Below are 20,800 nucleotides of genomic sequence, written 5' to 3' on the forward strand. Positions count from 1 at the left end.
TCTACGCCGCCTCCCGCCGGACGGCGCCGGACGCGATGCGGCCGAGCCGCCCCGCCGCCGCATGGAATTCCCGTTCCAGCCGCGCCACCAGCTCTGCCGCAGGCACCGTATCCCGGGTCGCGCCGACGCCCTGCCCGGCGCTGAGGATGTCGCGCCAGCGCTTGGCCCCCTCGCCCAGAACCCTGGTCACGTCCATGGTGCCGACCGCCGCACCGTCGCGCAGGTTGGTCGTCGGCATGGTCTGCCGCAGCCAGTTGGCACCCACCCCGTCCACCTCGGCCGAGTACTCGATGTCATCGATGTTCGAGGCGATCACCATCTGCTTCATGCGCGCCGAGGCCAGGCTCTCGGTCGTGTTGACGAAGCGGGTGCCGACATAGGCGAGGTCCGCCCCGGCCGCGATGGCGCCGGCGATCGCTGCGCCGTCGATCATGCAGCCCGACAGGATCAGCGCCTTGTCGCCCAGCAGCGGCCGCAGCTCGCCGATGAAGGCGAAGGGATTGTATAACCCGGCATGTCCGCCCGCTCCGGCGCACACGGCGATGATGCCGTCCACGCCCGCCTCCAGCGCGCGTTTGGCGTGCCGCATGTTGATCGCGTCGTGGAACACGAGACCGCCATAGGCATGGACCGCATCCACCACCTCGCGCGTGATGCCCAGCGCGGTGATCAGGATCGGCACCTGGTACTGCACCGTGAGGGCCATGTCGGCGTCCTGGCGGCGGTTGGTGCGATGAATGGCGAACTGCGCCGCCCAGGGCGCTGCACCGGGCGCCGCACCGCCGCCCAGCCGGCCGCGTATGTCCTTCAACCAGGCCTCGTAGCCCTCGGGCGTGCGCTGGTTGAAGCTGGGGAAGGTGCCGACCATGCCGGCGCGGCAGGTTTCCACCACCAGGTCCGGCCCGGACACGAGGAACAAGGGCGAGGCGATAGCCGGGAGGCGCAGGCGGCCGGCCAAGGAAGCTGGGATCATGGGTCAGGACTCCGTTGCACGGTCGCTCGGGTGGCGCGGAGGATGATCAGGGGGCGGTTGCGTGTCCCTCCCAGTACCGGGCGCGGACGGCCCGGCGCAGCACCTTGCCAACAGTGCTGCGCGGCAGCTCGTCCACCACCTCGACGAGCTTGGGCGCCTTCACGCTACCCAGTTCTGCCTTGCAGCAGGCGATCAGCTCGTCCGCGTCCAGTGTGCAGCCGGGCTTCAGCTCCACGGCGGCCAGCACGGCCTCGCCCCACTTGGGGTGCGGGACGCCGACCACCACGCAATCCCGTACGGCCGGGTGGGCCAGGACCACCTGCTCGATCTCGGTCGGGAAGACGTTGAAGCCGCCCGTGATGATCATATCGCTCTTGCGATCAACGATGTAGAGGAAGCCGTCCGCGTCCTTGACGCCGATGTCGCCCATGCGGTGGAAGCCGTTGATGCGCGTGGCCACGGTCTTCTCCGGCTCGTTGTAGTAGCCGGCCATGACGAACCCGCCGCGGATGGCGATCTCGCCCCGCTCGCCCGGCGGCAGTACCGTGCCCTCCTCGTCGATGATCTCCACGCGCGCGAACGGTCCTTCCCTTCCGCACGACGCGATGCGCCCGGCATGGGCGGGCGTGACGAGAACGTCCGCCAGTTCGTCCGGGCGCAGAACGGTGTTCATCACCAGCGTCTCGGTCGAGCCGTACAGGTGGCAGAGGATCGGGCCGAACCGATTGATCGCCTCGCGCAGCTTTTCCGCCGACATGGGCGCGGCGCCGAAAGCGAAGTGCTTGAGGGTGGAGCAGTCGTAGGCGTGGAGCCGCGGGTGGGCCAGCAGCATGTAGATGATCGTGGGCGGCAGGAACAGGAACGTCACCCGGTGACGCTCAATCAGCCCCAGCACAACGTCCGGGTCCGCGGACGGGCTGAGCACGGTGGTGGCGCCCAAGCCGGACAGGGCCCAGTGGATGACGCCCGCCGCATGAGTGAGCGGGGCGACGACCAGGTGCACAGGTGGAGCCGTGAAGTCGAACGCCGCCCAGTAGCCGGCGGTGTTCATCTCGTATGTGCGGTTGGTGTGCACGGCACCTTTGGGCACCCCGGTCGTGCCGCCGGTGGACAGGATGGAGACCGGGTCATCCATCCTGCGATCCGGCAAGGGAGCGCCGGGGGCGAACCCAGCTGCCCACTCCATCATGGCTGGCCCGGCGCCGTCGGGAGCGTCGATGGGAATGGCGCCCAGGAGATCCGGCATGCCCTCGCGCATCGCTTCGACATGGGCGCACAGGCTGGAATGGTAGAAGACCCAGCGCACATCCAGCGAGATGGCCTGACGCACGGTGTCCGCGACCGTGTTGCGGTAGTTGAAAGGAACCCACACGCAGCCGGCTTTGATGATGCCGTACTGCGCGACGAGCCCGAGCGGGTGGTTGGGCGTGAGAAGACCGACATGGAGCCCGGCGCCGGCACCGGCGCGAACCAGGGCATTGGCGACCTTCTCCACACGGGCCGCCATCTCGCGGTGGCTCAGGGTCTGCCTCTCGTCAACGACGAACGCCCGTTCAGGAAAGCGCCGGGCTGCCCTTTCGAATTGTTCGATGACGAGCATGACCCCTCTCCCTGTTCCGCATGCGGCGCCTGCGGCACCTCGCTTTTCACGGATGATAGGCAATATGACTTTCGAGTCAATCGAATTGACTCTATGGTCGGACGACCGTGAGGGTCTCGAGGGAGGAAGGCATGGAAGACAGTGGAACCATTCGCGCTATCGACGGGGTCATCAGAGCCCGACGCTCCGTCCGCGCCTTCCTGAAGCGCTCCGTGCCGACGGCGCTCGTCCGCGAGATCCTAGAGGTGGCCGCCCGCGCTCCCTCCGGCGTCAACACGCAGCCCTGGAAGGTCCACGTGCTGACCGGTCCGGCGCTGAAGGGGCTATCTGACGCGATCGTCGCGGCGTTCGATCGCCCGGACCCTGGCGACCCGCACGTCGCGGAGTTCACGTCCTACCCCGACCAGTGGCTATCCCCTTACCAGGAGCGCCGCCGCAAGCTCGGATGGGACCTCTACGGGCTGCTCGGCATCGCCAAGGGTGACGCAACGCGCATGCACGCCCAGATTCGCCGCAACTACGAGTTCTTCGATGCGCCGGTCGGCCTGATCTTCGTCATCGATCGCGTGATGGCCAAGGGTAGCATGCTGGACTACGGCATGTTCATGCAGAACGTCATGCTGGCGGCCAAGGCGCGTGGGCTCGACACCTGCCCGCAGGCGGCGTTCGCGACCTATCACCGGGTCATCACGCGGCAGCTCGGCATCCCGCCGGAGCAGGTGGTGGTCTGCGGCATGTCTCTCGGCTACGCCGACGGGGACGCCGTCGAGAACACGCTGAAGACGCACCGCGAAACGGTGGACAGCTTCGCCGTATTCCATGGAGGCTGATGCGGCGAGCCGGGACGATGACGGGCGAGCCGGACCGTGGTAGGTCCGCGCACTCATCCCGGAGCCTGCGCTTGAGCCGTTGGAACAACCTGAACACGAACGAGGAGATCCAGCGGCTCAAGCGGGAAGCCGTGCTGCGCGAGGCCGGCCAAGCGTTCGGCCGCAAGGGCTACCACAACACCTCGCTCGACGACGTGGCCCGCGCGCTCGGCATATCCAAAGGCACGCTCTACAATTACGTGCGGGACAAGCAGGAAATCCTGTTCGCCTTCCACCAGCTCGCCTACGACCTGTCGGATCGGGCGTTCGCCTTCGGTCGCGCCCAGGGAGGCACAGGGGCGGAGGTGCTGCGCGCCATCCTGGCGCACTACATCGAGCTACTGACTGGCGAACTGGGGGCGTGCGGCGCGCTGATGGAGGTGGACGCGCTGCGGCCGGAGGACCGCGCCGAGGCAGCCCGGCGCCGAAATGCATTCGAGGCCGCCTTCGTTGCCATCATCGAGGACGGGATCGCGGACGGCTCCATCCGCCCGGTTGACCCCAAGCTGGCCGTGTTCACCTTCATGGGCGCCATCAACTGGCTGCCGCGGTGGTACGTGCCGGGCGGACGCCTCACGGGCAACGAGGTGGCCGAGCAGATGACGGACCTGCTCATGTCCGGCCTCACGGTTGCCGCGGCGCGTGCCGGGAAAGCCGCTCGCCTGCCCGGCTCTTCCGCACGTGCGCCTGCTGCCTGAGGCGGGTCCGCGTCCCGATCAGGCCGGCCGGAACAGGGGCGGCCGCTTCTCGAGGAACGCTCGCGTCCCTTCGACGAATTCCTCGCCGCCCAGGCACGCCGCCGCAGCGGTCATTTCGTCGTCGAGATACCGGTCGAACTCGCCTTCGAGCTGGCGAGTGAGCCACTTGGTTTGGCGGAAGGCGCGCGGTGCGAGGGCCCCGAGCCGGGCTGCAAGCGCCACGCTTTCCGCGTCCAGCACGTCGTCGTCCACCAGCGCATCGCACAGCCCGAGATCCCCGGCTTCCTCAGCACGCACCAGCCGGTCGTCGAGGATCAGTCGGTAGGCGCGGCGGCCGAGCCGCTGCCGCAGCAGAAAGGCCGTGCCCATGTCGGGCGTCAGGCCGATACGCATGAATTGAACGCCGAAGAACGCCGTGCGCGAGCATATTAGGACGTCGGCGCACAAGGCGAAGCCGACGCTGCCCCCGGCGCAGGCGCCCCGCACGGCGGCGACGAGCGGCTTCGGGAACGACGCCAGTTTCCTCACCAGCACGAGCGTGTCGCGGTGAAATGCAAGGGCACCTGCCCGATCCAGCCCTTGGAGGAACGCGATGTCGCCTCCGGCCGAGAAGTGTGGACCATTCCCCGTCAGGATGACCGCTCGCACATCCTTGTCGGCGGCCGCTGCGTCGAGGCCCGCCAGGAGTTCGTCCCGCATTGCCGGGGTGATCGCGTTGCGCGCTTCAGGCCGATTGAGCGAGATGCGGAGGACGCCGGCGTCGAGCCGTTCGCTTTGTGTGGGTGTCACGCCGGAGACCTCGCTTATTGCAACCCGGTTGGTCTGCGTCCGTCAGATCATAGCGACAGTTCGAAGGTAAACGGAGTCTTCAGGCCACGGCTTCGAGGTCTTGCGTGCTGGCTTAGGCCCAGGGCAGCAACTCGTCGAGGCGGCGGTTGGGATGATCCTCCCCCGATTTCGCGGACACAGGTTTTAGAGCCTTCACCAAAACCCGCCTCGGCACCCGCTAAGCGATTGAACTTGCAGCAGAGAATGCGGTTCTGATAGGTGCTCTTAGCTCGCGTTCCGCTCGGCTTGCTCGGGTGTGACGTAGCCGAGAGCCGAATGGAAACGTTGCCGATTGTAGTCGCCCTCGATGTAAGCGAATAGGTCGCGCCGCGCTTCATCGCGGGTCCCCCACCGTCGCTGGTGGACGAGCTCCACCTTGAGGGTGTGGAAGAAGCTCTCCATCGGGGCGTTGTCGTAACAGCAGCCCGTCAGGCTCATGGGTCGCCTCGCCCCCATGCCGGCGAGCTGCTGTCGGCAGGCCTCAGCCGCGTACTGGCTGCCGCGGTCCGGGTGACAGATGAGCCCAGCGGCTGGCCGCTGTCGCTGGGTTGCCATCATCAGAGCAGCCAAGGTTAGCTCGGCCCGCATGTGATCGCGCATCGCCCAACCGACGATCTTGCGCGTAGCAAGATCGGGAACAGCGGCCAGGTAGAGCCAGCCTTCTCCAGTCGGCAGGTAGGTGATGTCGGGCCAGCCAGATTGTGTTGGGCTTCGCGGCCGAGAAATCCTGCTTCAGAAGGTTCGCGGCGACTGGCAGGTCGTGACGACTGTCGATCGTGCAAGGCCGGAGCCGACGCCTTGCCAGGGCCGTGATGCCGTAACGGGGCATCAGGCGCTCCACCCGCCCGCGGCTCACCGTGTGGCCCTCGGCTCGTAGGGCAGCATGCACGGCGGCGCGCCGTAGCGTCTTGTGATGCCCGGCATACACACGCCGGACATCCTTCAGGAACTGGCGCTTGCACGCCGACCGGGCGCTCTCCGGGCGTGATCGCCCTGCGTAGTCGCCGCTGGAGGACACTTCGAGCACGCGGCACATGAGACGCACCGGCCAAATGCGTGCATGCTGCTCGATGAAGGCGAACATCACTTGGGCATCTCCGCGAAGATGCCGATCGCTTTTTTAGCACGTCGCGCTCCACGCGCGTCCGGTCGAGTTCACGCCGCAGGCGGGCGATCTCGGCGACTTGGTCGCCCGGAGATGCAATGGGGCTCACCAGCGAGGTCCCCGCCGATCCTGCCGACCGCTGTCGAGGCCAGACCTCGCTCAGCGCCGCGCGCCACTGCCGCAACATGGAGGGTTGGATCCCGAGGTCGGCCGCGATCTGCATCTGCGACCGGCCACTGCTCTCCAGCAAGGCGACCGCGTCGCGTTTGAACTCGGGGGTGAACTTCCGTCTCGTCTTCGCCATCCGACACCTTCCCCACCCGCAACGAGTGTATCGGGGGTGTCCGTCAAACCGGGGGAGGATCAGTCCACTCATCCCTGTCTCGAGCTGCCGAGCTCTCTGCAGATCAGCTGGTATGATCGTCTTTCAGGCAGAAGCGGCAGAAAGCCGCCGTGGAACGTAGCGGCCAGTGCCGATGGAGTCGTCCTGAAGGGTACGGTCTCGCAGCACCATCCGACCGCGCACGACGGTGTGGAGCACACGTCCCCGAAATCGCCGGCCCTCGTAGATCGAGTAACCGGCGCTTGAGCGGACGTCCCCAAGGGTAAGGGTCCAGTCGCCGTCGAGGTCGATGATCGCGAAATCGGCATCGAGGCCCGGCGCGATCGCGCCCTTGCGATGGGCAAGCCCCATGATCTGCGCCGGACGGGTGGAGACCAGGTCGACCACCCGAGCGAGGTCGAGGCCACGGGCGTGATAGCCCTCGGTGAGCAGCACCGGCAGCAGGGTCTCGAGGCCGGGGCAGCCCGGCGAGGCGGACCAGATGCCGCCGGCCTTGGCGTCGAGGCCGCGATGGACGTGGTCAGTCGCCACGGTGTCGATGGCGCCCGACAGGATGCCGGCCCATAGGGCCTCACGGTCGGCGGCCTCGCGCAAGGGTGGGTTAATCTTGGCCGTATCGCTTTCCCCGGTCTCGCCCCCATCCCAATCGACATCGTGGGTCAGGTAGTGCGGGCAGGTTTCAAGGAAGATCTGCGCGCCCGCCTCGCGCTGGCGCAAGCCCGCCGCGAGGGCCTCCGCCGAGGAGGTGTGAACCACGTAGAGCGGCGCACCGGCCGTGCGGGCGATGAAGCCCGCGCGCTGCACCGCGTCGGCCTCGACGAAGGGCGGCCGGCTGGCGTTCCAGGTGGCGAGGCCCCCGGTGCCGTCCGGGTCTGCGGCCTTGGCGCGCTCGCGGGTGACCCAGGCGAGCTCGATCGTCTCGGGGTGCGGGCAGACCATGCCGCCGGCCCGCGCCGCCGCCTCGCACAGGCGCAGGAGGAAGCCGTCGTCGATGTCCGGCAGGCCGAGGCGGGCCCCTTCCCCGCCGCGGTTGTTCATGAAGATCTTGAAGGTCGGCGCCCCATGGTCCCGGGCGCACGCCTCGACCTCGGCGAGCTGCGCCTCGGTCGAGATGATCGGGTGATAGCCGAAATCGATCCGTGATCCGGCCTCGGTCACCCCGATCACCTCAGGCAGCACGCTCGCGAAGGGATCGCTCGTCATCAGGTAGGGGATGAAGCAGGTGATCCCACCGACGACCGCCGCCGCGCTCTCCTGGGCGGCATCCGCCGGCACGCGCGGCCGCGCGATGTCGCGGCCGTGGCCGAGATGGAGGTGAACGTCGATGGCACCGGGCAGGACGACGAGGCCGCGCGCGTCGAGCGTGGTCGCTGCCGAGGCCGGTGCGCCGGGCGCGAGGATCGCAGCGATGCGGCCGTCACGGACGGCGATGTCGCATGGCGTGCGCCCGCGCCCGGGAAGAACGGCGTCGCCGCCGCGGATGAGGAGGTCGTATTCCGTGCTCATGCGTCGCTCCGAACGGAGTTGGACAAGGCCAGGGTAAGAGCGTCGAGACGCGGGACCTGGGCGAGCGCGTCGATGGCAGCTTCCAGGGACGCAGTTCCTTCCGGCGCGAGGATGCGGGCGGCGTTGCTGCGGAACTTCCCCCGCACCGCGTCGTCGCCGGCAGGTCGTCCGGCATTGCCGTAGACGTCATCAACCCGGATCTCGTGCCGGAGGCCATCACTCGTCTCGGCGATGATTTCGGCCTCGAAGACGTCCGGAAAGCGGGCGTCCGCGAGCGGCTCCCAGGCAATGCGGCGGGCGAGCGCCAGAACTGGCTCGCTCGCCGGTGCCTCGAAGGTCGCGAGGTCGACCCGGCCTTCGACGAGGCGGGCCGCTACCGTAACCGGCAGGCTCCAACGTGCAGCGTGCCCGCTGGCGGTAGCCTGCTTGGCGTCCCAGGGCTCGCAGATGATCGGCGCTGCACCCGCAGGCACCCGGCAGGTCAGCGCGGTGACGTCGTCGGCGGTTACGCCCCGATCCGCTAAGAGCCCGGCCGCCTCGATGAAGGGGTGCAGGTAGTGGCAGCAGGGATGAAACTTGAACGCCGCCCGCGGCAGGTGCCACTCCGTGCCGAGCCCTTCGAGGGACGACGAGAAGACCTCGGCGAAGCGCGCGTCGCCGGCGAAGGCCGAAAACAGTCCGCAGCGTCCCTCAAACGCGGTCTCCGGCCCGGTGAGACCGGCCCGCGCCAGGTCGGCGGCATTCAGCCCGGCTTGGGCGGCGAGGCCGGGATGCAGTGACTTGACCGAGGCGCCGTTGGTGAGGAATTCGAACACGCCGGATGCGCCGCTGAGGCCGATCCCCATGGCCGCCACCGTCTCGTCCTCGGTGAGGCCGGCAAGGTCCGCCGCGACGAGAGCTGCCACCAGGGCGCCGCCGACCGAGGTGACCTGGAAGCCCCTGGCCTGGAAGGCTCCGGGCGCGGCGAGGCCGATGCGGACCAGCACCTCCCAGCCGACGGCATAGGCCGTGGTCAACGCCGATCCAGACACTCCTGCGGCCTCAGCGGCGGCGAGAGCCGCCGGCGCGAGCACTGCCGAGCCGTGGACGATCGAGCCGGTATGGGTGTCGTCGAACTCGAGCCCGTGCATCAGCCCGCCGTTGACGAGCGCCGCCGCTGCCGGCGCGACACGGCCGGGAATTCCGATCAGGCTGGCACTTCCCGGCCCGAGCCCCGCAGCGTAGCGCCGGTAGGGTGCACCGGCCTCTGAGCCCGCGGAGGCGAGGCCGACCCCGATCGCGTCGAGGAGGTGGAGGCGCGCCATGGCCGCCACCTCCGGCGGCAGGCTGCCGCGGGAGAGCGCCCGGACGCGCCGGGCAAGGTCGCGAGCGAGCGTCACGACGTACTCCCGAGTTCGTGCGCGGCAGCGAGCGCCGCGAGGCGCCCGAGCGCGATCGCCGACAGGAGGCCGTTGCCCGAGGCGTAGCCGAGCGCCCCGGCTCGACCGCTGATCCCGGCCGCTGCACCACCACCGGCGAAGAGGTTCGGTACCGGAGCTCCGTCCTGCCGCAGCACGCGCGCGTCGGCATCGACCCGCAGCCCGCCCTGGGTATGGAATAGCCCAGGCACGACGCGGCCGAGATAGTAGGGTGGTGTCAGGGCTCCAAGGCCGAAGTCCCGCCGTCCGTGCGGGTCGGGCGCGGTTCCGGCCGCAGCTGCGTTGCGCTGAGCGATCTCATCGGCGAGCCCTCGCGGATCGAGGCCGAAGGGCTGAGCGATCTCCTCGGCCGTGTCGCCGCGCTTGAGGCCGCCGTAGGTCCAGAGCTCCATGAACTCTTCCTCGGCGGCGGCGACGTCAAAGATTTTTTGGTCGAACACCGCGTAGGCGCGCCCGCCCCGGGCCAGAACCTCCCGGGCATAACCGGAATAGCCGAGGCTCTCGTCCCCGAACCGGCGTCCATCATCGCCGACGATGATTCCGCCCTTTTCCACCGTGGTCCAGGACAGGAGGCTGCCCTGCGGATAGGCGACGGCAGCGTAGCCCTGGTAGGCCGCCATGTTGGCGAGCGCCGCCCCGAGCTGCTCGCCCCAAAGAACCGCCTCGCCGGTCGAGCCGCGGGCCCCGAAGTACTCTGCCCCGGCGATCTCGGGGCAGAAGCGCCGGACCAGCTCCGGGTTTGCCGCAAAGCCGTTGAGGGCGAGGATCGTCTTGCCGGCTCGAATCTCGACCGTCTCGCCGGCAGCCTCGACGAGGGCTCCGCACACGATTCCGTCCTCGACGATCAGCGCGCGGGCGCCGTTGCCGACTGCGATCGGGATGCCGCGCCGCTCAGCGGCCGCCACGAGGTCGTCGACGAGATCCTGTCCACGGCGCGAGACCGGCGCGTGCAGGCGGGGCACCGAGTGCCCGATATGCTTGTAGGCGGTGATGAGGGTGAGCTTCGCCTCCACCGTGTCGACGAGCCACTCCACGGTCTCGGCCGAGACGCCCGCAAGGCGCTCGACCAGGGCGCGATCGTCGGTCTCGCCGCCGGCAATCGCCATCAGGTCCGCGACCATGCGAGCCGGCTCGTCCTCGATGCCCGCCTCGCGCTGGAACCGACTGCCCGCCGCCGGCACCGAGCCGGTCGAGAGTGAGGAGTTCCCGCCGGGCCGTTCCTGCTTCTCGATCACCGCCACGCTCGCGCCGGCATCGTGCGCGGCGATGGCCGCCGCGAGGCCGCAGGCTCCGGCGCCGATCACCAGGATGTCGAGTTCGTCGCTCACCGTCCCACCCCGCCCGTCATCTCGGTCACGCAATCCCGCCAGGGTCTTTGCAAATCCCGCTCGTCACCCTCGGCCCCGCGCACGATCCATTCGAGGACGGCAGCCATCCGGGGGTACGCCCGGCTGGTCTCGGCCAGCTTGGCCAGCATCGTGTCGGTGTCGAAGGGCTGATCGGCGCCGCCGCGGGCGCTCTCGCAGAGCGCGCTCAAGGCAGTTCCGTCGCGCAGGCGCCAGGTTACCCGCGAGGGTCGGTCGTTCGGCGGCGGGCCGATCTCGGGCAGGGGCGCCAGCCGGACCCGGCGGCGCAAGCTCGCGATCCGCGGCTCGTGCAGCGTGGCTTCGTCGAAGGCCCCCTGCCCGCCCGTCCCGGTGATGGCGGCGGCGGCGAGCGCGTGCGGCATCGAGAACTTCGCCGCCAGCACGGTCGCCGGCTCGACGGTAGTGAGCGTAAGGCCGCGGGGATGGGTCTCGACCAGGATCTCGTCGATCTCAGGCGTCGGATCGACCGCCCCGCCGCGGCCGGCAATCTGCTCACGCAGCGACAGGGACGCCTCGATCGCTCCGTGGGCGTACTGGCAGCAGGCGAAGACCTTGTGGTAGCCTCCATCGATGGCCCAGTCGGTGCCGAGGCCGGCGTCGAGCGCCTCGGGCACGCAGTCGGTGCCGAGGCTGCCGACGAAGACGTCGTGGAAGGTCTCGGGCAGGCCGGCGATCCCGGCCTCCGCCCCATCGGCGGCGCGCAGGCCGATCCAGGCGCCCGCCGACGTCCAGGCGTTGCGCACCAGCGCACCCTCGATCGCGTGGCCGTAGGGGCCGGCGAAGGTCATGCTGGCGGCAGCCGACACCGCGTCGAGGAGGAGCTTGCCGGAGAAGCCGCGCAGGATCCCGATGCCGGCCGCCGCCCCGATCGTCGCAAAGGCGGCGTGCGGGTGGACCGTCATGGTGGCGAACGGGAAGGCGCGGGCGCAGCGCACGGTGATCTCGTAGGCCAGCGCCAGTGCGGCCAGTACCCGCGCGACGCTCGCACCCTCGGCCTCGGCCTCGGCCAGCAGCGCGGGAAGGATGTAGGCCCCGGCGTGGCAGGGCGCGCCGCGGTAGCCCTCGTCGAGTTCGCACCATGTCGCCGCCAGGCCGTTGGCAGCTGCCGCCGAGGCCCGGTCGAGGGGCGAGCTACCGGGGGCGAACACCGTCGCCTCGGGGCGGCCCGAGGACCGCGCCAGCACGGCGCGCATCCGCGCCACCGGCGGCTCGCCGGCAGCGGCCACCATCGCCCCGAGATCGTCGGCAAGAACAAGCGCGGCACGGGCACGGACGGACCCGGGCACCGTCTCGTGGGAGTACGCGGCAGCCCAGGTCATCAGCACCTGCACGGCAGCGGCGCTGCGTGCCCGCAGGGCGAGCTCAGAATCGGGTACCATGGTCTAGAACCACTCCCAGAGGTCGGGCTTGGCCGCGAGCGTTGCGGCCTCGCCCGAGAACACGGTCCGGCCGGACTTCAGGATCAGGCCGTGCTCGACGACCTTCAGGGTCGCCGGCACGTTCTGCTCGACGATGATGAGGCCGGTGCCGAAGGCCGCGTTGACCTTGGCGAGCTGGCTCATCACGTTGCGCACGATCACCGGCGCGAGGCCCGTGGACGGCTCGTCGAGGAGCAGCCATTTCGGCTGCGTCATCAGGGCCATGCCGAGCGCCAGCATCTGCTGTTCGCCGCCCGAGAGCGAGCCGGCGCGCTGGCCGCGACGCTCCTCGAGCAGTGGAAAGATCTTCAGCACCTCGCCAGCGAATTTGCCGTCGAACAGGAGACCCGCGGTGGCGAGGTTGTCCGCCACGGTCAGGTTGGGGAAGACGTTGTGGCCCTGCGGCACGAAGGCGATGCCGCGCCGGATCGTGGCCGGCACGTTGCCGGGCAGCACCGGCTCGCCGTCGAAGACGACCTCGCCGGCATGGGCGGCGTGGGCGCCGACGACGCAGCGGAGCAGCGTTGTCTTGCCGGCGCCGTTATGGCCGAAGACGCCGAGCCGGCCGCCCGGTTCGAGCCGAGCCGAGACGGCGTCGAGGGCGGTGAGCGTGCCGTAGCCGGCCGACAGCGAGCGGATCTCCAGCATCGGATCAGGTCCCGAAATACAGTTCGGTGAGACGGGGATCGGCGATCAGGTCGGCGACCGGCCCGCGGGCCAGGACCTTGCCGGCGAACATGAACACGCCTTCGTCGCAGAGGTCGCGAATGAACGCGACGTTGTGCTCGACGACGCAGACCGCGACGCCCCCTTCGGCGACCTCGCGCACCACCTGCTGCATGATCTCGTAGGCCTGACCCTCGACGCCGGCCATCGGCTCGTCGAGGAGCAGACAGCGGGCGTCGTTCATCAGCGCACGGGCGACGCCGACGAGCTTCTGCTGGCCGAACGTCAGGTCGGCCGCCGGGGTCGCGGCGACGCCCGAGAGGCGTGTGCGCTCCAGCACCTCCTCGGCCCGCCGTCGCGTTCCCGCCTCCTGCGCGCGGACCCCGGCCGGGTCGAGGGCGAGGCGCAGGAGGCGGTCGCCGAGGTAGCGGCGCGGCCCGACCATCAGGTTGTCGAGCACCGACAGCGACGGGAACAGCCGCAGGTTCTGCCAGGTGCGGGCGAGGCCCAGGGACGCCCGGCGGTGCATCGCCAGCCCGTCGAGGCGCTGCCCGTCGAGCCGGATCGTGCCGGCGTCGGAGGGGAACACCCCGGAGATCAGATTGAACAGCGAGGTCTTGCCGGCGCCGTTCGGCCCGATCAGCCCGACCACCCGGCCGGGATTGAGCGTCAGGTCGATGCCGTCCGCGACCACGATGCCGCCGAAACGCTTGTCGAGGCCGGCGATCTCGAGGACCGGGGTCATCACGCGTCTCCCCGGGTCTTGGCGGAATATTTCTCGGCGGAATACTTCTTCGCCGGATGCCAGGCCTCGCCCGCCGCGATCAGTCCCTGCGGCCGCAGGACCATGAAGACGAGGACGAGGCCGGTGAACAGCAGGCCCTGGAGCGGCCCGAGGATGGCGGGCGGCAGGTCGACGAAGGTGATGGCCTGCGGCAGCGCCTGGAGCAGCACTGCGCCGAGGACCGGGCCCCAGGTCGTCCGCACTCCGCCAACCACCACCATGGTCAGGAGCGCCGCCGATTGCAGGATCTCGAACTGCTCCGGCGTGACGAAGCGGAAGTAATGGGCGTAGAGGGCGCCCGCGAGGCCGGCGATGCCGGAGCCGAAAGCGAAGACCGCGACCTTCATGGCGACCGCGTTGCGGCCCAAGCCCGCGAAGGCGGTCTCGTCGTCGCGCATCGCCGAGAGGGCCCGGCCATAGGGGCCGTGGGCGATGCGCCAGTTGAGCCACACCGTGAGGGCCGCGAAGGCGATGACCAGGGCCGCGTAGGCGCCCTTGCCGCCGTCCTGGACCAGGAAGGCCGGGATGTTGGTGAGTCCGCCCGCACCGCCGGTGACGGAGATGTTCTTGATGGCCTCGAGCACCCCGAGCTGGAAGCCGATCGAGGCGATCAGCAGGTAGTCGCCCGAGACCCGCAAGGACGGTAGCGCGACTGCGGCGGAGGCCGCTGCCGCCGCGAGTGCCCCGCACAGCATGGCGAGCGGAACCGGCAGGCCGAGTTCGCGGGCGAGCAGCGCCGAGACGTAGGCGCCGATGGCATAGAAGACCGGGTGGGCGATCGAGACCAGGCCGGCATAGCCGATGATCAGGTTGAAGCTCGAGGCGAGCGCGACGCTCAACCCGATCAGGATCGCGAGGGTGATCAGGTAGTCCATGTCTTACGCCTCTCTTCTTACGCCTCTCTGCGGGCAGGCGCCGGATCGGGAGCGGGATCGCCGAGATCGACACTGGCGACCCGGCGCGCGAGGCCGCGCTTGCGCTCCGGCAGGCGGATGCCGTTCGGCAGGAACACGATGGCGAGGAACAGGAAGACGTAGAGCAGGAAGCCCTGCCACTCGGCCGGGATGAACAGCACGCTGGCGTTCTGCACGACCCCGAGCGCCACTGCGGTCAGGGCCGCGCCCCAGAGGTTGCCGATACCGCCGATGATGGTGGCCGCGACGGCAAACAGCATCAGCTCGATCGAGGTCGTCGGCTGGACCTGGGCGCGGGCGCCGTAGAGGGACATGCCGACGCCGACGAGAAGGCCGGCGATCACCACGGTGGCGAGGTAAACCCGGTCCTTCTCGATGCCGTAGAGCTCGGCGAGATCGGGGTTGTCGGCAACCGCGATCATGAACCGGCCGGTCCGGGCGCGGCGAAGGTAGGTGAAGAGGAGCGCGAGCGAGACGAGCATCGCCCCGATTGCCGGCCCGTCCCAGGCGCTGATCGCCACGTTGCCGACCAGCGTCACCGGCCAGAACAGCGACGGGAACACCGTGGTTGGCCAAGTGCCGAACACGAGCATCGCCAGGTAGGCGATCAGCTCGGACACGATCAGGGTGAAGATGAACACGAACATCGGCGTCGCGCGCCGCCGCCGCAGCGGCCGGAACCCGACCCGTTCGAGGAGCGCGCTCACTCCCGCCGAGGCAGCGAGCGCGAGCGGGCAGCCGACCCAGCCGGGCAAGCCCGCCATCGAGACGGCGGAGTGGGCGGCGTAGAACGCCACCGTCATCACGCCGGCCTGGGCGAAGTTGAAGATGCGGTTGACCTTCAGCACCAGCGCGAAGGCGACCGCAAACAGCACTAGCGGCGCGGAGGTCGCGAGCGACGTCCACAGCACCTGCGCGAGGATGTCGAAGGTCAGCATGGTGTCGCTTCCCGCATCGTTGACTGCGCCCTACTCGACCACCGCCTTCTTCACCCAGGCGCCGTTCTTCACCTCCATCAGGTAGACGGTCTTGTTCACCGTGTGATCGTCGTTGATCGTCAGCTTGCCGGTGAGCGGCAGGTCGAAGGTGCGTATCGCCAGCATTTCCTTGCGGAAGTTTTCGCCGGTGAGCGGCATCTTCTTGTCGATCATGCCGGAGTAGACGGCAGCAATGAGGTAGGGCGCGTCGTAGAGGTACTGGGTGTAGGGCAGGCCGTTCGGCTCGCGGCCGACTTCTTTCTTCCAGCGCGCCAGATAGGTGGCGACCGCCGGGTCGTCGGCAGCCCCGGGGGCGAGCGAGGTGGCGATGACGCCCTCGGACGCCTTACCGAGCTGCTCGATCAGCTTCGGGTTGTAGACCGCCGAGTAGGACGAGACCGGTATCGTCAGGCCGAGCTGGCGCATCTGGGCGATGACCTGCGGCGTGTCGGCGACGAGGCCCTGGATGTGAACGATGTCGGGCTGGGCCGCTCGGACCTTGAGCAGCGGCCCAGTCCAGTCCGAGGCGCGCGGGTCGTAGGCCTCGTAGGCGACCACCTGACCGCCGGCCTTGCTGAAGACGTCGCGGTAGATCTGCGCCGCGACCGTGCCGGTCTCGTTGTTGATGTAGAGGACCGCCGCCCGCTTCTTGCCCATCTCCCTGGCCGCGTAGTTTGCCACCGCCGTGATGTCGACGGCAGCGAGCGGGAAGGTCGTGTAGGTGTAGTCGCCGAGCCGGGCGATCTCGGCCGAGTTGGCACCGACCGAGAGCTGCACCGTGCGGGTGTCGTTCGCCACCGGAGCGATTGCCTTGACCACCGCCGACCAGGCGCTGACGAAGGCCGGAACTTTGTCGACCGAGATCAGGCGGTTGGCGGCCTGGATGCCGGCCTGCGGATCCGCCCGGGTGTCGAGGACGATCATCTCGAGCTTGCGGCCTGCGACGCCGCCCTTGGCGTTGATCTCCGCCACCGCCCATTCGGCAGCCTTGACCTGGTCCTGGCCGTAGGTCGCCTGCCCGCCCGAGAGCGGCATCGCCATGCCGAAGCGAAGCGGCTCCTCGGCGTGCGCTGCCCCGGCAACGCCGAGGGACGCCGCCAGGGTGCCGGCCACCAGGGCCCGGCGGCTCAAGGATGCTGCTGCGCGCGCTCTCATCGGTCCCACTCTGAATGCAGGGTTCATCGGCAAGGTTCGTCGGGGCTTTCGACCAGGGCGCGAGGCGCGCCCGGGACACGTCTCGGGGGCGGCTCAGGCGAGGGCGCGCAGAGCGTCCAGGGCCTCGTCGGTCGACATCACGTCGGCGTATTTCGACGCCATGTCGAAGAGGTTGACCGCGTGCGAGGTGGCGCTGCGGTCGTAGACTGCGTTGTGCGGAACCATGACCCGGAAATTGTACGCGAAGGCATCGACGACGCTGCCGCGCACGCAGCCGCTGGTCGAGCAGCCGGTCACCACCAGGCTGTCGGCCTGGAGGTTGATGAGGTAGCTTGCGAGCGGCGTACCGAAGAAGGCGCTCGGATGCTTCTTCGGCAGCAGGATGTCTCCGTCTCGCGGCGCGACTTGGGCAGGGAACTCGTAGCCCTTGGCGGCGACGTTCATGATCGCCGGCACCTTGTCCGACAGCCGGCCCTGATCGAAGCCGGCCTTCGGCGCGACGAGGGGATAGAGGACCGGCCAACCGCGCTCGCGAAACAGCCCGATCAGCCGCTCGATCTGCGCCACCGCCGCCCAGGCGACGTCGCCGCAGGACGTGGGATATTCCTCGATCGCCTGCCAGAACGGCATCGGCGCCGTGCCGGTCGTGCGGTACTGCACGTCGATCACGAGGAGTGCCGGACGCTTGCCCAGGCCGGTGGTTCGGCCGAAGCCGGCGGCGTTGTAGGCCCGCTGCTCCTCCTCGGAGATCAGGCCGTCCCAGGGTTTCGGGTTCGGGTGTTCGCTGCTCATCGGTGATCTCGTTCAGGCGATCCGGTAGCGGGCTTCGCGGGCGTCCCAGGCATCCTTGTCGACGGCCCGCTGGCGCTCCTCGAACGACGCGAGCCGGTCGGCCACCGCCTCGAGCGAGCCGTCGCGCTTGAGTGCGCCGAGCACGTCGAACGACGCCTTGAGCGCCGCCTGCAGGGCAGCGTTGGCGTAGAGGACGATCGAGAAACCCATCCCGGCGAGCGCCTGCCGGCCCGGATCGGGTGTGCGCCCGCCGAACACGATGTTGGCGACCTGCGGCACCGGCAGGTCGCGGGCGATGCGCGCCAGTTCCTCAGCCGAGACCGGCGCCTCGACGAAGGTCGCGTCGGCGCCCGCCTCGATGTAGGCCCGCGCCCGCTCGATCGCCCGGTCAAGGTCTTCTATCGCCCGGGCATCGGTGCGGGCGATGATCTGGAGGTCGCCGTCACGCCGCGCATCGACCGCAGCCTTGACCTTTTGCACCATCTCGCTGGCCGGGATGACATCCTTGCCGGTGAAGTGGCCACACTTCTTCGGGAAGACCTGATCCTCGATCTGGATGCCGGCGGCGCCCGCTCGCTCGAGCAGGCGCACGGTTCGGACCATATTCACAGCGTTGCCAAAGCCAGTGTCGGCATCAACGATGATCGGCAGGTTCACCGCGTCCGCTACCGCGGCGACGGCGCTCGCCACCTCGGTGACGGTGGTAAGCCCGATATCCGGGGCACCGAGATGCATGTTCGCGACGCCGGCACCCGTCACATAGACCGCCTCGTAGCCGAGATCCTCGATGACGCGGGCGAACAGCGCATTGGCGGCGCCGGGTACGCTCACCGCCTCGCGGCGCGTCAGGATCGATTTCAGGGTCTGGGTGGCTCGCATCGGTTGGCGTCGTCCTTGATGGCATCGAGAGGGCAGCTCGCCCTCGCAAGCGCACTGTTTCGGGCGCGGCGGCCCGATCGATGCCACAGGTTTTCGCATGTTCGGCAAACTGTCAACAGTTTGCCAGCGTGATCGACGGTTTCATGGCTTGAGCTGCCCGATAGCCGAATCTGCGTGCATAGGACGCCGCTTCACCCCGCGGAGGCGCCCAGGAGAAAAATTTTCGTAGCGCGAGCCCGACTCTTGCTTATCTATTTCGGTCGGAGGAAAGCGGACGTCGTGTCAGCACTTGCGGCGACCCTCAGCCTGTTCAAGGCTCGGGCGATGCCAAATCCGGCGCGCCGACGCCCATTCCGTAGCTAAGCTGCCCATCCGGTTGACAGTCTGCACAGAACATGAGTTCGTGGCCTGGCATTTCGGTGACCGAATGAGCAATCTCTATCCGATCTTATCAACCTCCCTCGTCGACGAGGCGTTCGCGAAGCTCGTGGAAGCAATCACGTCAGGCGAGTTTTTGCCGGGTGAGCGGCTCTCCGAGGCGAAGCTGGCACGCCAGCTTGGGATCAGCCGAGGGCCGCTGCGCGAGGCCCTGCATAGGCTCGAAGGCCGGCTCGTCGTACGCACTCCGCGGATCGGCGTGCGGGTGGTCGCATTCGACCGCGATACCCTTGAGCAACTCTTCCTCGTGCGCGAGGCGCTCGAGGGTATGGCGGCACGCCTCGCAGCCGAACGCATGACGGGGCGGGAGCAGGACGAACTCGCCGACCTACTCAACCGGCACGCCGAGCAACCAGATGTCGCCTCCGGCAGGAGCTACGTTCAGGGTCGCACCGACGAGGATTTCCATTTCGCCATCGTGCGCGGCGCGCGCAACCCGCGCCTGGAACAGCTTCTCCTCGACGAGGTCTACTACCAGCTGCGGCTTCAACGCCTGCGCTCGAGCACCCGTCCCGGGCGGGCTCAAGCTGCCCTATCCGAGCACCGGGAGATCCTTGCGGGCCTGCAATCTCGTGACCCGGATCGGGCGGAGAGCGCCATGCGTAAGCACATCCGCAGCGCCCGTTTCAGCGCCCTGGCTGATATTGACGCCACTCACTCCGCGACCGCGAAGACGGCATGAAAGCCTATGCACGTTCGACGAGGCACGCCTTCGGGCTCAAGCCGCACTGCACCAAGAGCTTCAAGCTCTCCACCGACCCCGACTTCGTCGGCAAGGTCCGCGACATTGTCGGGCTCTACCTCGATCCGCCGACCCGCGCCGTGGTGCTGTGCGTCGACGAGAAGAGCCAGATCCAGGCGCTCGACCGCTCGCAGCCCGTGGTGCCGCTCCAGCCGGGCGACATCGAGCGCCGCACCCACGACGACAAACGCCACGGCACAACGTCCCTGTTCGCCGCCCTCGACATCGCCACCGGGCAGGTGATCGGGCAATGCCAACCGCGCCACCGCGCCAGCGAGTTCCTCACCTTCCTCGACACGATCGAGGCCAACGTGCCCGCCGATCTCGACGTGCATCTGGTGATGGACAACTACGCCACTCACACCACACCCGAGGTCCGCGAGTGGCTGGCGCGCCGACCACGCTGGCAGGTCCATCACACCCCCACCAGCGCCTCGTGGCTCAACCAGGTCGAACGCTTCTTTGCCCTGGTGACCGAGCGCGAGATCCGGCGCGGCGTCTACCGCAGCGTCGAGGACCTGGAGCAGGCGATCCAAGCCTTCCTGGAGGCCCACAACGCCGATCCCACGCCGTTCCGCTGGACCAAGTCCGCCGACCAGATCATCGCATCGGTCAAGCGGTTCTGTCTTCGAACCGCTCAGCTGGAGGACGCCTGATCCGGTTCATTGCCGAACTTCAGTGCCAGGATACTAGGGTCAAAACCCATTCAAGGTATTGCAATAACGAACGAAATGTGATTTGAAGCGCTTCCCAGAAGGAGGCAATGGCAGAGCTGTTCTGGCTGTCGGACGAGCAATGGCAGGCGATGGCGCCGTTCATGCCCACCAACCAGCCCGGCGCTCGGCGCAAGGACAACCGCACCATCGTGTCGGGCATCCTGCACGTCATCAAGTGCAACTGCCGCTGGAAGGATTGTCCAAGCGAATACGGTCCGTCCACCACCGTCTACAACCGCTTCAACAGGTGGTCGCGCCGCGGCTTCTGGACCCGCATGCTGGAGACCTTGGCCAGGGCCGGATGGTCTGGTGAAGCCACCGCTCTCGACGCGACTTACGTCAGAGTCCGTTAGGAAAGAGTTAACTCATAGTGATTGATGCGAGCATCCGCCCGATTGATGCAAAAGCATCGTACCGGCCGAGACGTGGAGCAACGTTTCATAGTCGACCTTGAGGCGGCGCGAGCCCGTGAGAACGCCAATGCTCTGCTCGACCCGCCATCGTTTCGGCAGGAGAACAAAGCCCTTCGACCCCTTTGGTCGAAGAACCACCTCGACCGCACGTTTCAACCCGGATTGAACGGCATCGATGAACCGTTTCTTGTACCCGCCA

17 protein-coding genes and 4 pseudogenes are annotated in these 20,800 nt (G+C 68.5%); 5 read left to right on the forward strand and 16 right to left on the reverse strand.

Annotated features, from left to right (window positions below; translation table 11 throughout):
• Position 1: 1 nt before the first annotated feature.
• Together VP06_RS17750 and VP06_RS17755 are read right to left on the reverse strand one after the other, a co-directional pair.
• Complete coding sequence (locus tag VP06_RS17750; RefSeq protein WP_245291220.1) at positions 2-958, reverse strand: NAD(P)H-dependent flavin oxidoreductase; 957 nt, start codon at positions 956-958, stop codon at positions 2-4.
• A gap of 61 nt (positions 959-1,019) precedes the next feature.
• A complete protein-coding gene (locus tag VP06_RS17755) occupies positions 1,020-2,573 on the reverse strand; it encodes a class I adenylate-forming enzyme family protein (RefSeq protein WP_048465111.1) in 1,554 nt (517 codons plus the stop codon).
• 131 nt (positions 2,574-2,704) lie between these two features.
• On the opposite strand from VP06_RS17755, the gene VP06_RS17760 reads away from it, so the two are divergent.
• Both VP06_RS17760 and VP06_RS17765 read left to right on the forward strand, forming a co-directional pair.
• Complete coding sequence (locus VP06_RS17760) at positions 2,705-3,403, forward strand: nitroreductase (protein ID WP_048465112.1); 699 nt, start codon at positions 2,705-2,707, stop codon at positions 3,401-3,403.
• A 71-nt stretch (positions 3,404-3,474) separates the two neighbouring features.
• Positions 3,475-4,140, forward strand: a complete 666-nt coding sequence (locus VP06_RS17765; protein WP_053081888.1) for a TetR/AcrR family transcriptional regulator — start codon at positions 3,475-3,477, stop codon at positions 4,138-4,140.
• Between the two features lie 18 nt (positions 4,141-4,158).
• On the opposite strand, the gene VP06_RS17770 is transcribed toward VP06_RS17765, so the two are convergent.
• From VP06_RS17770 to VP06_RS17830, 13 genes and pseudogenes are all read right to left on the reverse strand, one after another.
• Positions 4,159-4,929 (reverse strand): enoyl-CoA hydratase/isomerase family protein, encoded by a 771-nt coding sequence (locus VP06_RS17770; RefSeq protein ID WP_048465113.1) that lies wholly within the window; start codon positions 4,927-4,929, stop codon positions 4,159-4,161.
• A gap of 264 nt (positions 4,930-5,193) precedes the next feature.
• Positions 5,194-6,377 (reverse strand): annotated as a pseudogene (locus VP06_RS17775) (IS3 family transposase).
• Positions 6,378-6,500: 123 nt separating this feature from the next.
• Positions 6,501-7,922, reverse strand: a complete 1,422-nt coding sequence (locus VP06_RS17780) for a dihydroorotase (RefSeq protein ID WP_048465114.1) — start codon at positions 7,920-7,922, stop codon at positions 6,501-6,503.
• Positions 7,919-9,301 (reverse strand): MmgE/PrpD family protein, encoded by a 1,383-nt coding sequence (locus VP06_RS17785; protein WP_048465115.1) that lies wholly within the window; start codon positions 9,299-9,301, stop codon positions 7,919-7,921. Before VP06_RS17785 ends, VP06_RS17780 begins: the two co-directional genes overlap by 4 nt.
• On the reverse strand, positions 9,298-10,668 hold the full coding sequence (locus tag VP06_RS17790; RefSeq protein ID WP_053081892.1) for an FAD-dependent oxidoreductase: 1,371 nt from the start codon (positions 10,666-10,668) through the stop codon (positions 9,298-9,300). The genes VP06_RS17785 and VP06_RS17790 overlap by 4 nt, the downstream gene beginning before the upstream one ends.
• Positions 10,665-12,086 carry an MmgE/PrpD family protein gene (locus VP06_RS17795; protein ID WP_053081894.1) on the reverse strand — a complete coding sequence of 474 codons (1,422 nt, stop codon included), beginning with the start codon at positions 12,084-12,086 and terminating at the stop codon, positions 10,665-10,667. The genes VP06_RS17790 and VP06_RS17795 overlap by 4 nt, the downstream gene beginning before the upstream one ends.
• 3 nt (positions 12,087-12,089) lie before the next feature.
• The gene (locus VP06_RS17800) at positions 12,090-12,773 is read right to left on the reverse strand and encodes an ABC transporter ATP-binding protein (RefSeq protein WP_048465117.1); all 684 of its coding nucleotides are present in this window, start codon (positions 12,771-12,773) and stop codon (positions 12,090-12,092) included.
• 4 nt (positions 12,774-12,777) lie between these two features.
• The gene (locus VP06_RS17805) at positions 12,778-13,536 is read right to left on the reverse strand and encodes an ABC transporter ATP-binding protein (RefSeq protein ID WP_048436544.1); all 759 of its coding nucleotides are present in this window, start codon (positions 13,534-13,536) and stop codon (positions 12,778-12,780) included.
• Complete coding sequence (locus VP06_RS17810) at positions 13,536-14,450, reverse strand: branched-chain amino acid ABC transporter permease (RefSeq protein WP_048465118.1); 915 nt, start codon at positions 14,448-14,450, stop codon at positions 13,536-13,538. Before VP06_RS17810 ends, VP06_RS17805 begins: the two co-directional genes overlap by 1 nt.
• A 17-nt stretch (positions 14,451-14,467) precedes the next feature.
• Positions 14,468-15,427, reverse strand: coding sequence for a branched-chain amino acid ABC transporter permease (locus VP06_RS17815; RefSeq protein ID WP_048465119.1), 960 nt, complete (start codon positions 15,425-15,427; stop codon positions 14,468-14,470).
• 30 nt (positions 15,428-15,457) lie between these two features.
• The gene (locus VP06_RS17820) at positions 15,458-16,621 is read right to left on the reverse strand and encodes an ABC transporter substrate-binding protein (RefSeq protein WP_048465120.1); all 1,164 of its coding nucleotides are present in this window, start codon (positions 16,619-16,621) and stop codon (positions 15,458-15,460) included.
• A gap of 93 nt (positions 16,622-16,714) precedes the next feature.
• Positions 16,715-17,413 (reverse strand): isochorismatase family protein, encoded by a 699-nt coding sequence (locus tag VP06_RS17825; RefSeq protein ID WP_048465121.1) that lies wholly within the window; start codon positions 17,411-17,413, stop codon positions 16,715-16,717.
• 12 nt (positions 17,414-17,425) lie between these two features.
• Positions 17,426-18,292, reverse strand: coding sequence for an isocitrate lyase/PEP mutase family protein (locus VP06_RS17830; protein WP_048465122.1), 867 nt, complete (start codon positions 18,290-18,292; stop codon positions 17,426-17,428).
• 427 nt (positions 18,293-18,719) lie between these two features.
• Here VP06_RS17830 and VP06_RS17835 point away from each other — a divergent pair, with 427 nt between their 5' ends.
• From VP06_RS17835 to VP06_RS17845, 3 genes and pseudogenes are all read left to right on the forward strand, one after another.
• Positions 18,720-19,412: a GntR family transcriptional regulator gene (locus tag VP06_RS17835; protein WP_048465123.1), complete on the forward strand. Its 693-nt coding sequence runs from the start codon at positions 18,720-18,722 to the stop codon at positions 19,410-19,412.
• Positions 19,413-19,435: 23 nt separating this feature from the next.
• Positions 19,436-20,128: pseudogene (locus VP06_RS17840) on the forward strand (IS630 family transposase); the annotation flags it as partial.
• Positions 20,129-20,235: 107 nt separating this feature from the next.
• A pseudogene (locus tag VP06_RS17845) lies at positions 20,236-20,532 on the forward strand (transposase); the annotation flags it as partial.
• A 16-nt stretch (positions 20,533-20,548) separates the two neighbouring features.
• On the opposite strand, the pseudogene VP06_RS35120 reads toward VP06_RS17845, so the two are convergent.
• A pseudogene (locus tag VP06_RS35120) lies at positions 20,549-20,800 on the reverse strand (IS5/IS1182 family transposase); the annotation flags it as partial.

Origin of the sequence: Methylobacterium aquaticum (genome assembly GCF_001043915.1) — a bacterium.
Lineage (GTDB): Bacteria > Pseudomonadota > Alphaproteobacteria > Rhizobiales > Beijerinckiaceae > Methylobacterium > Methylobacterium aquaticum.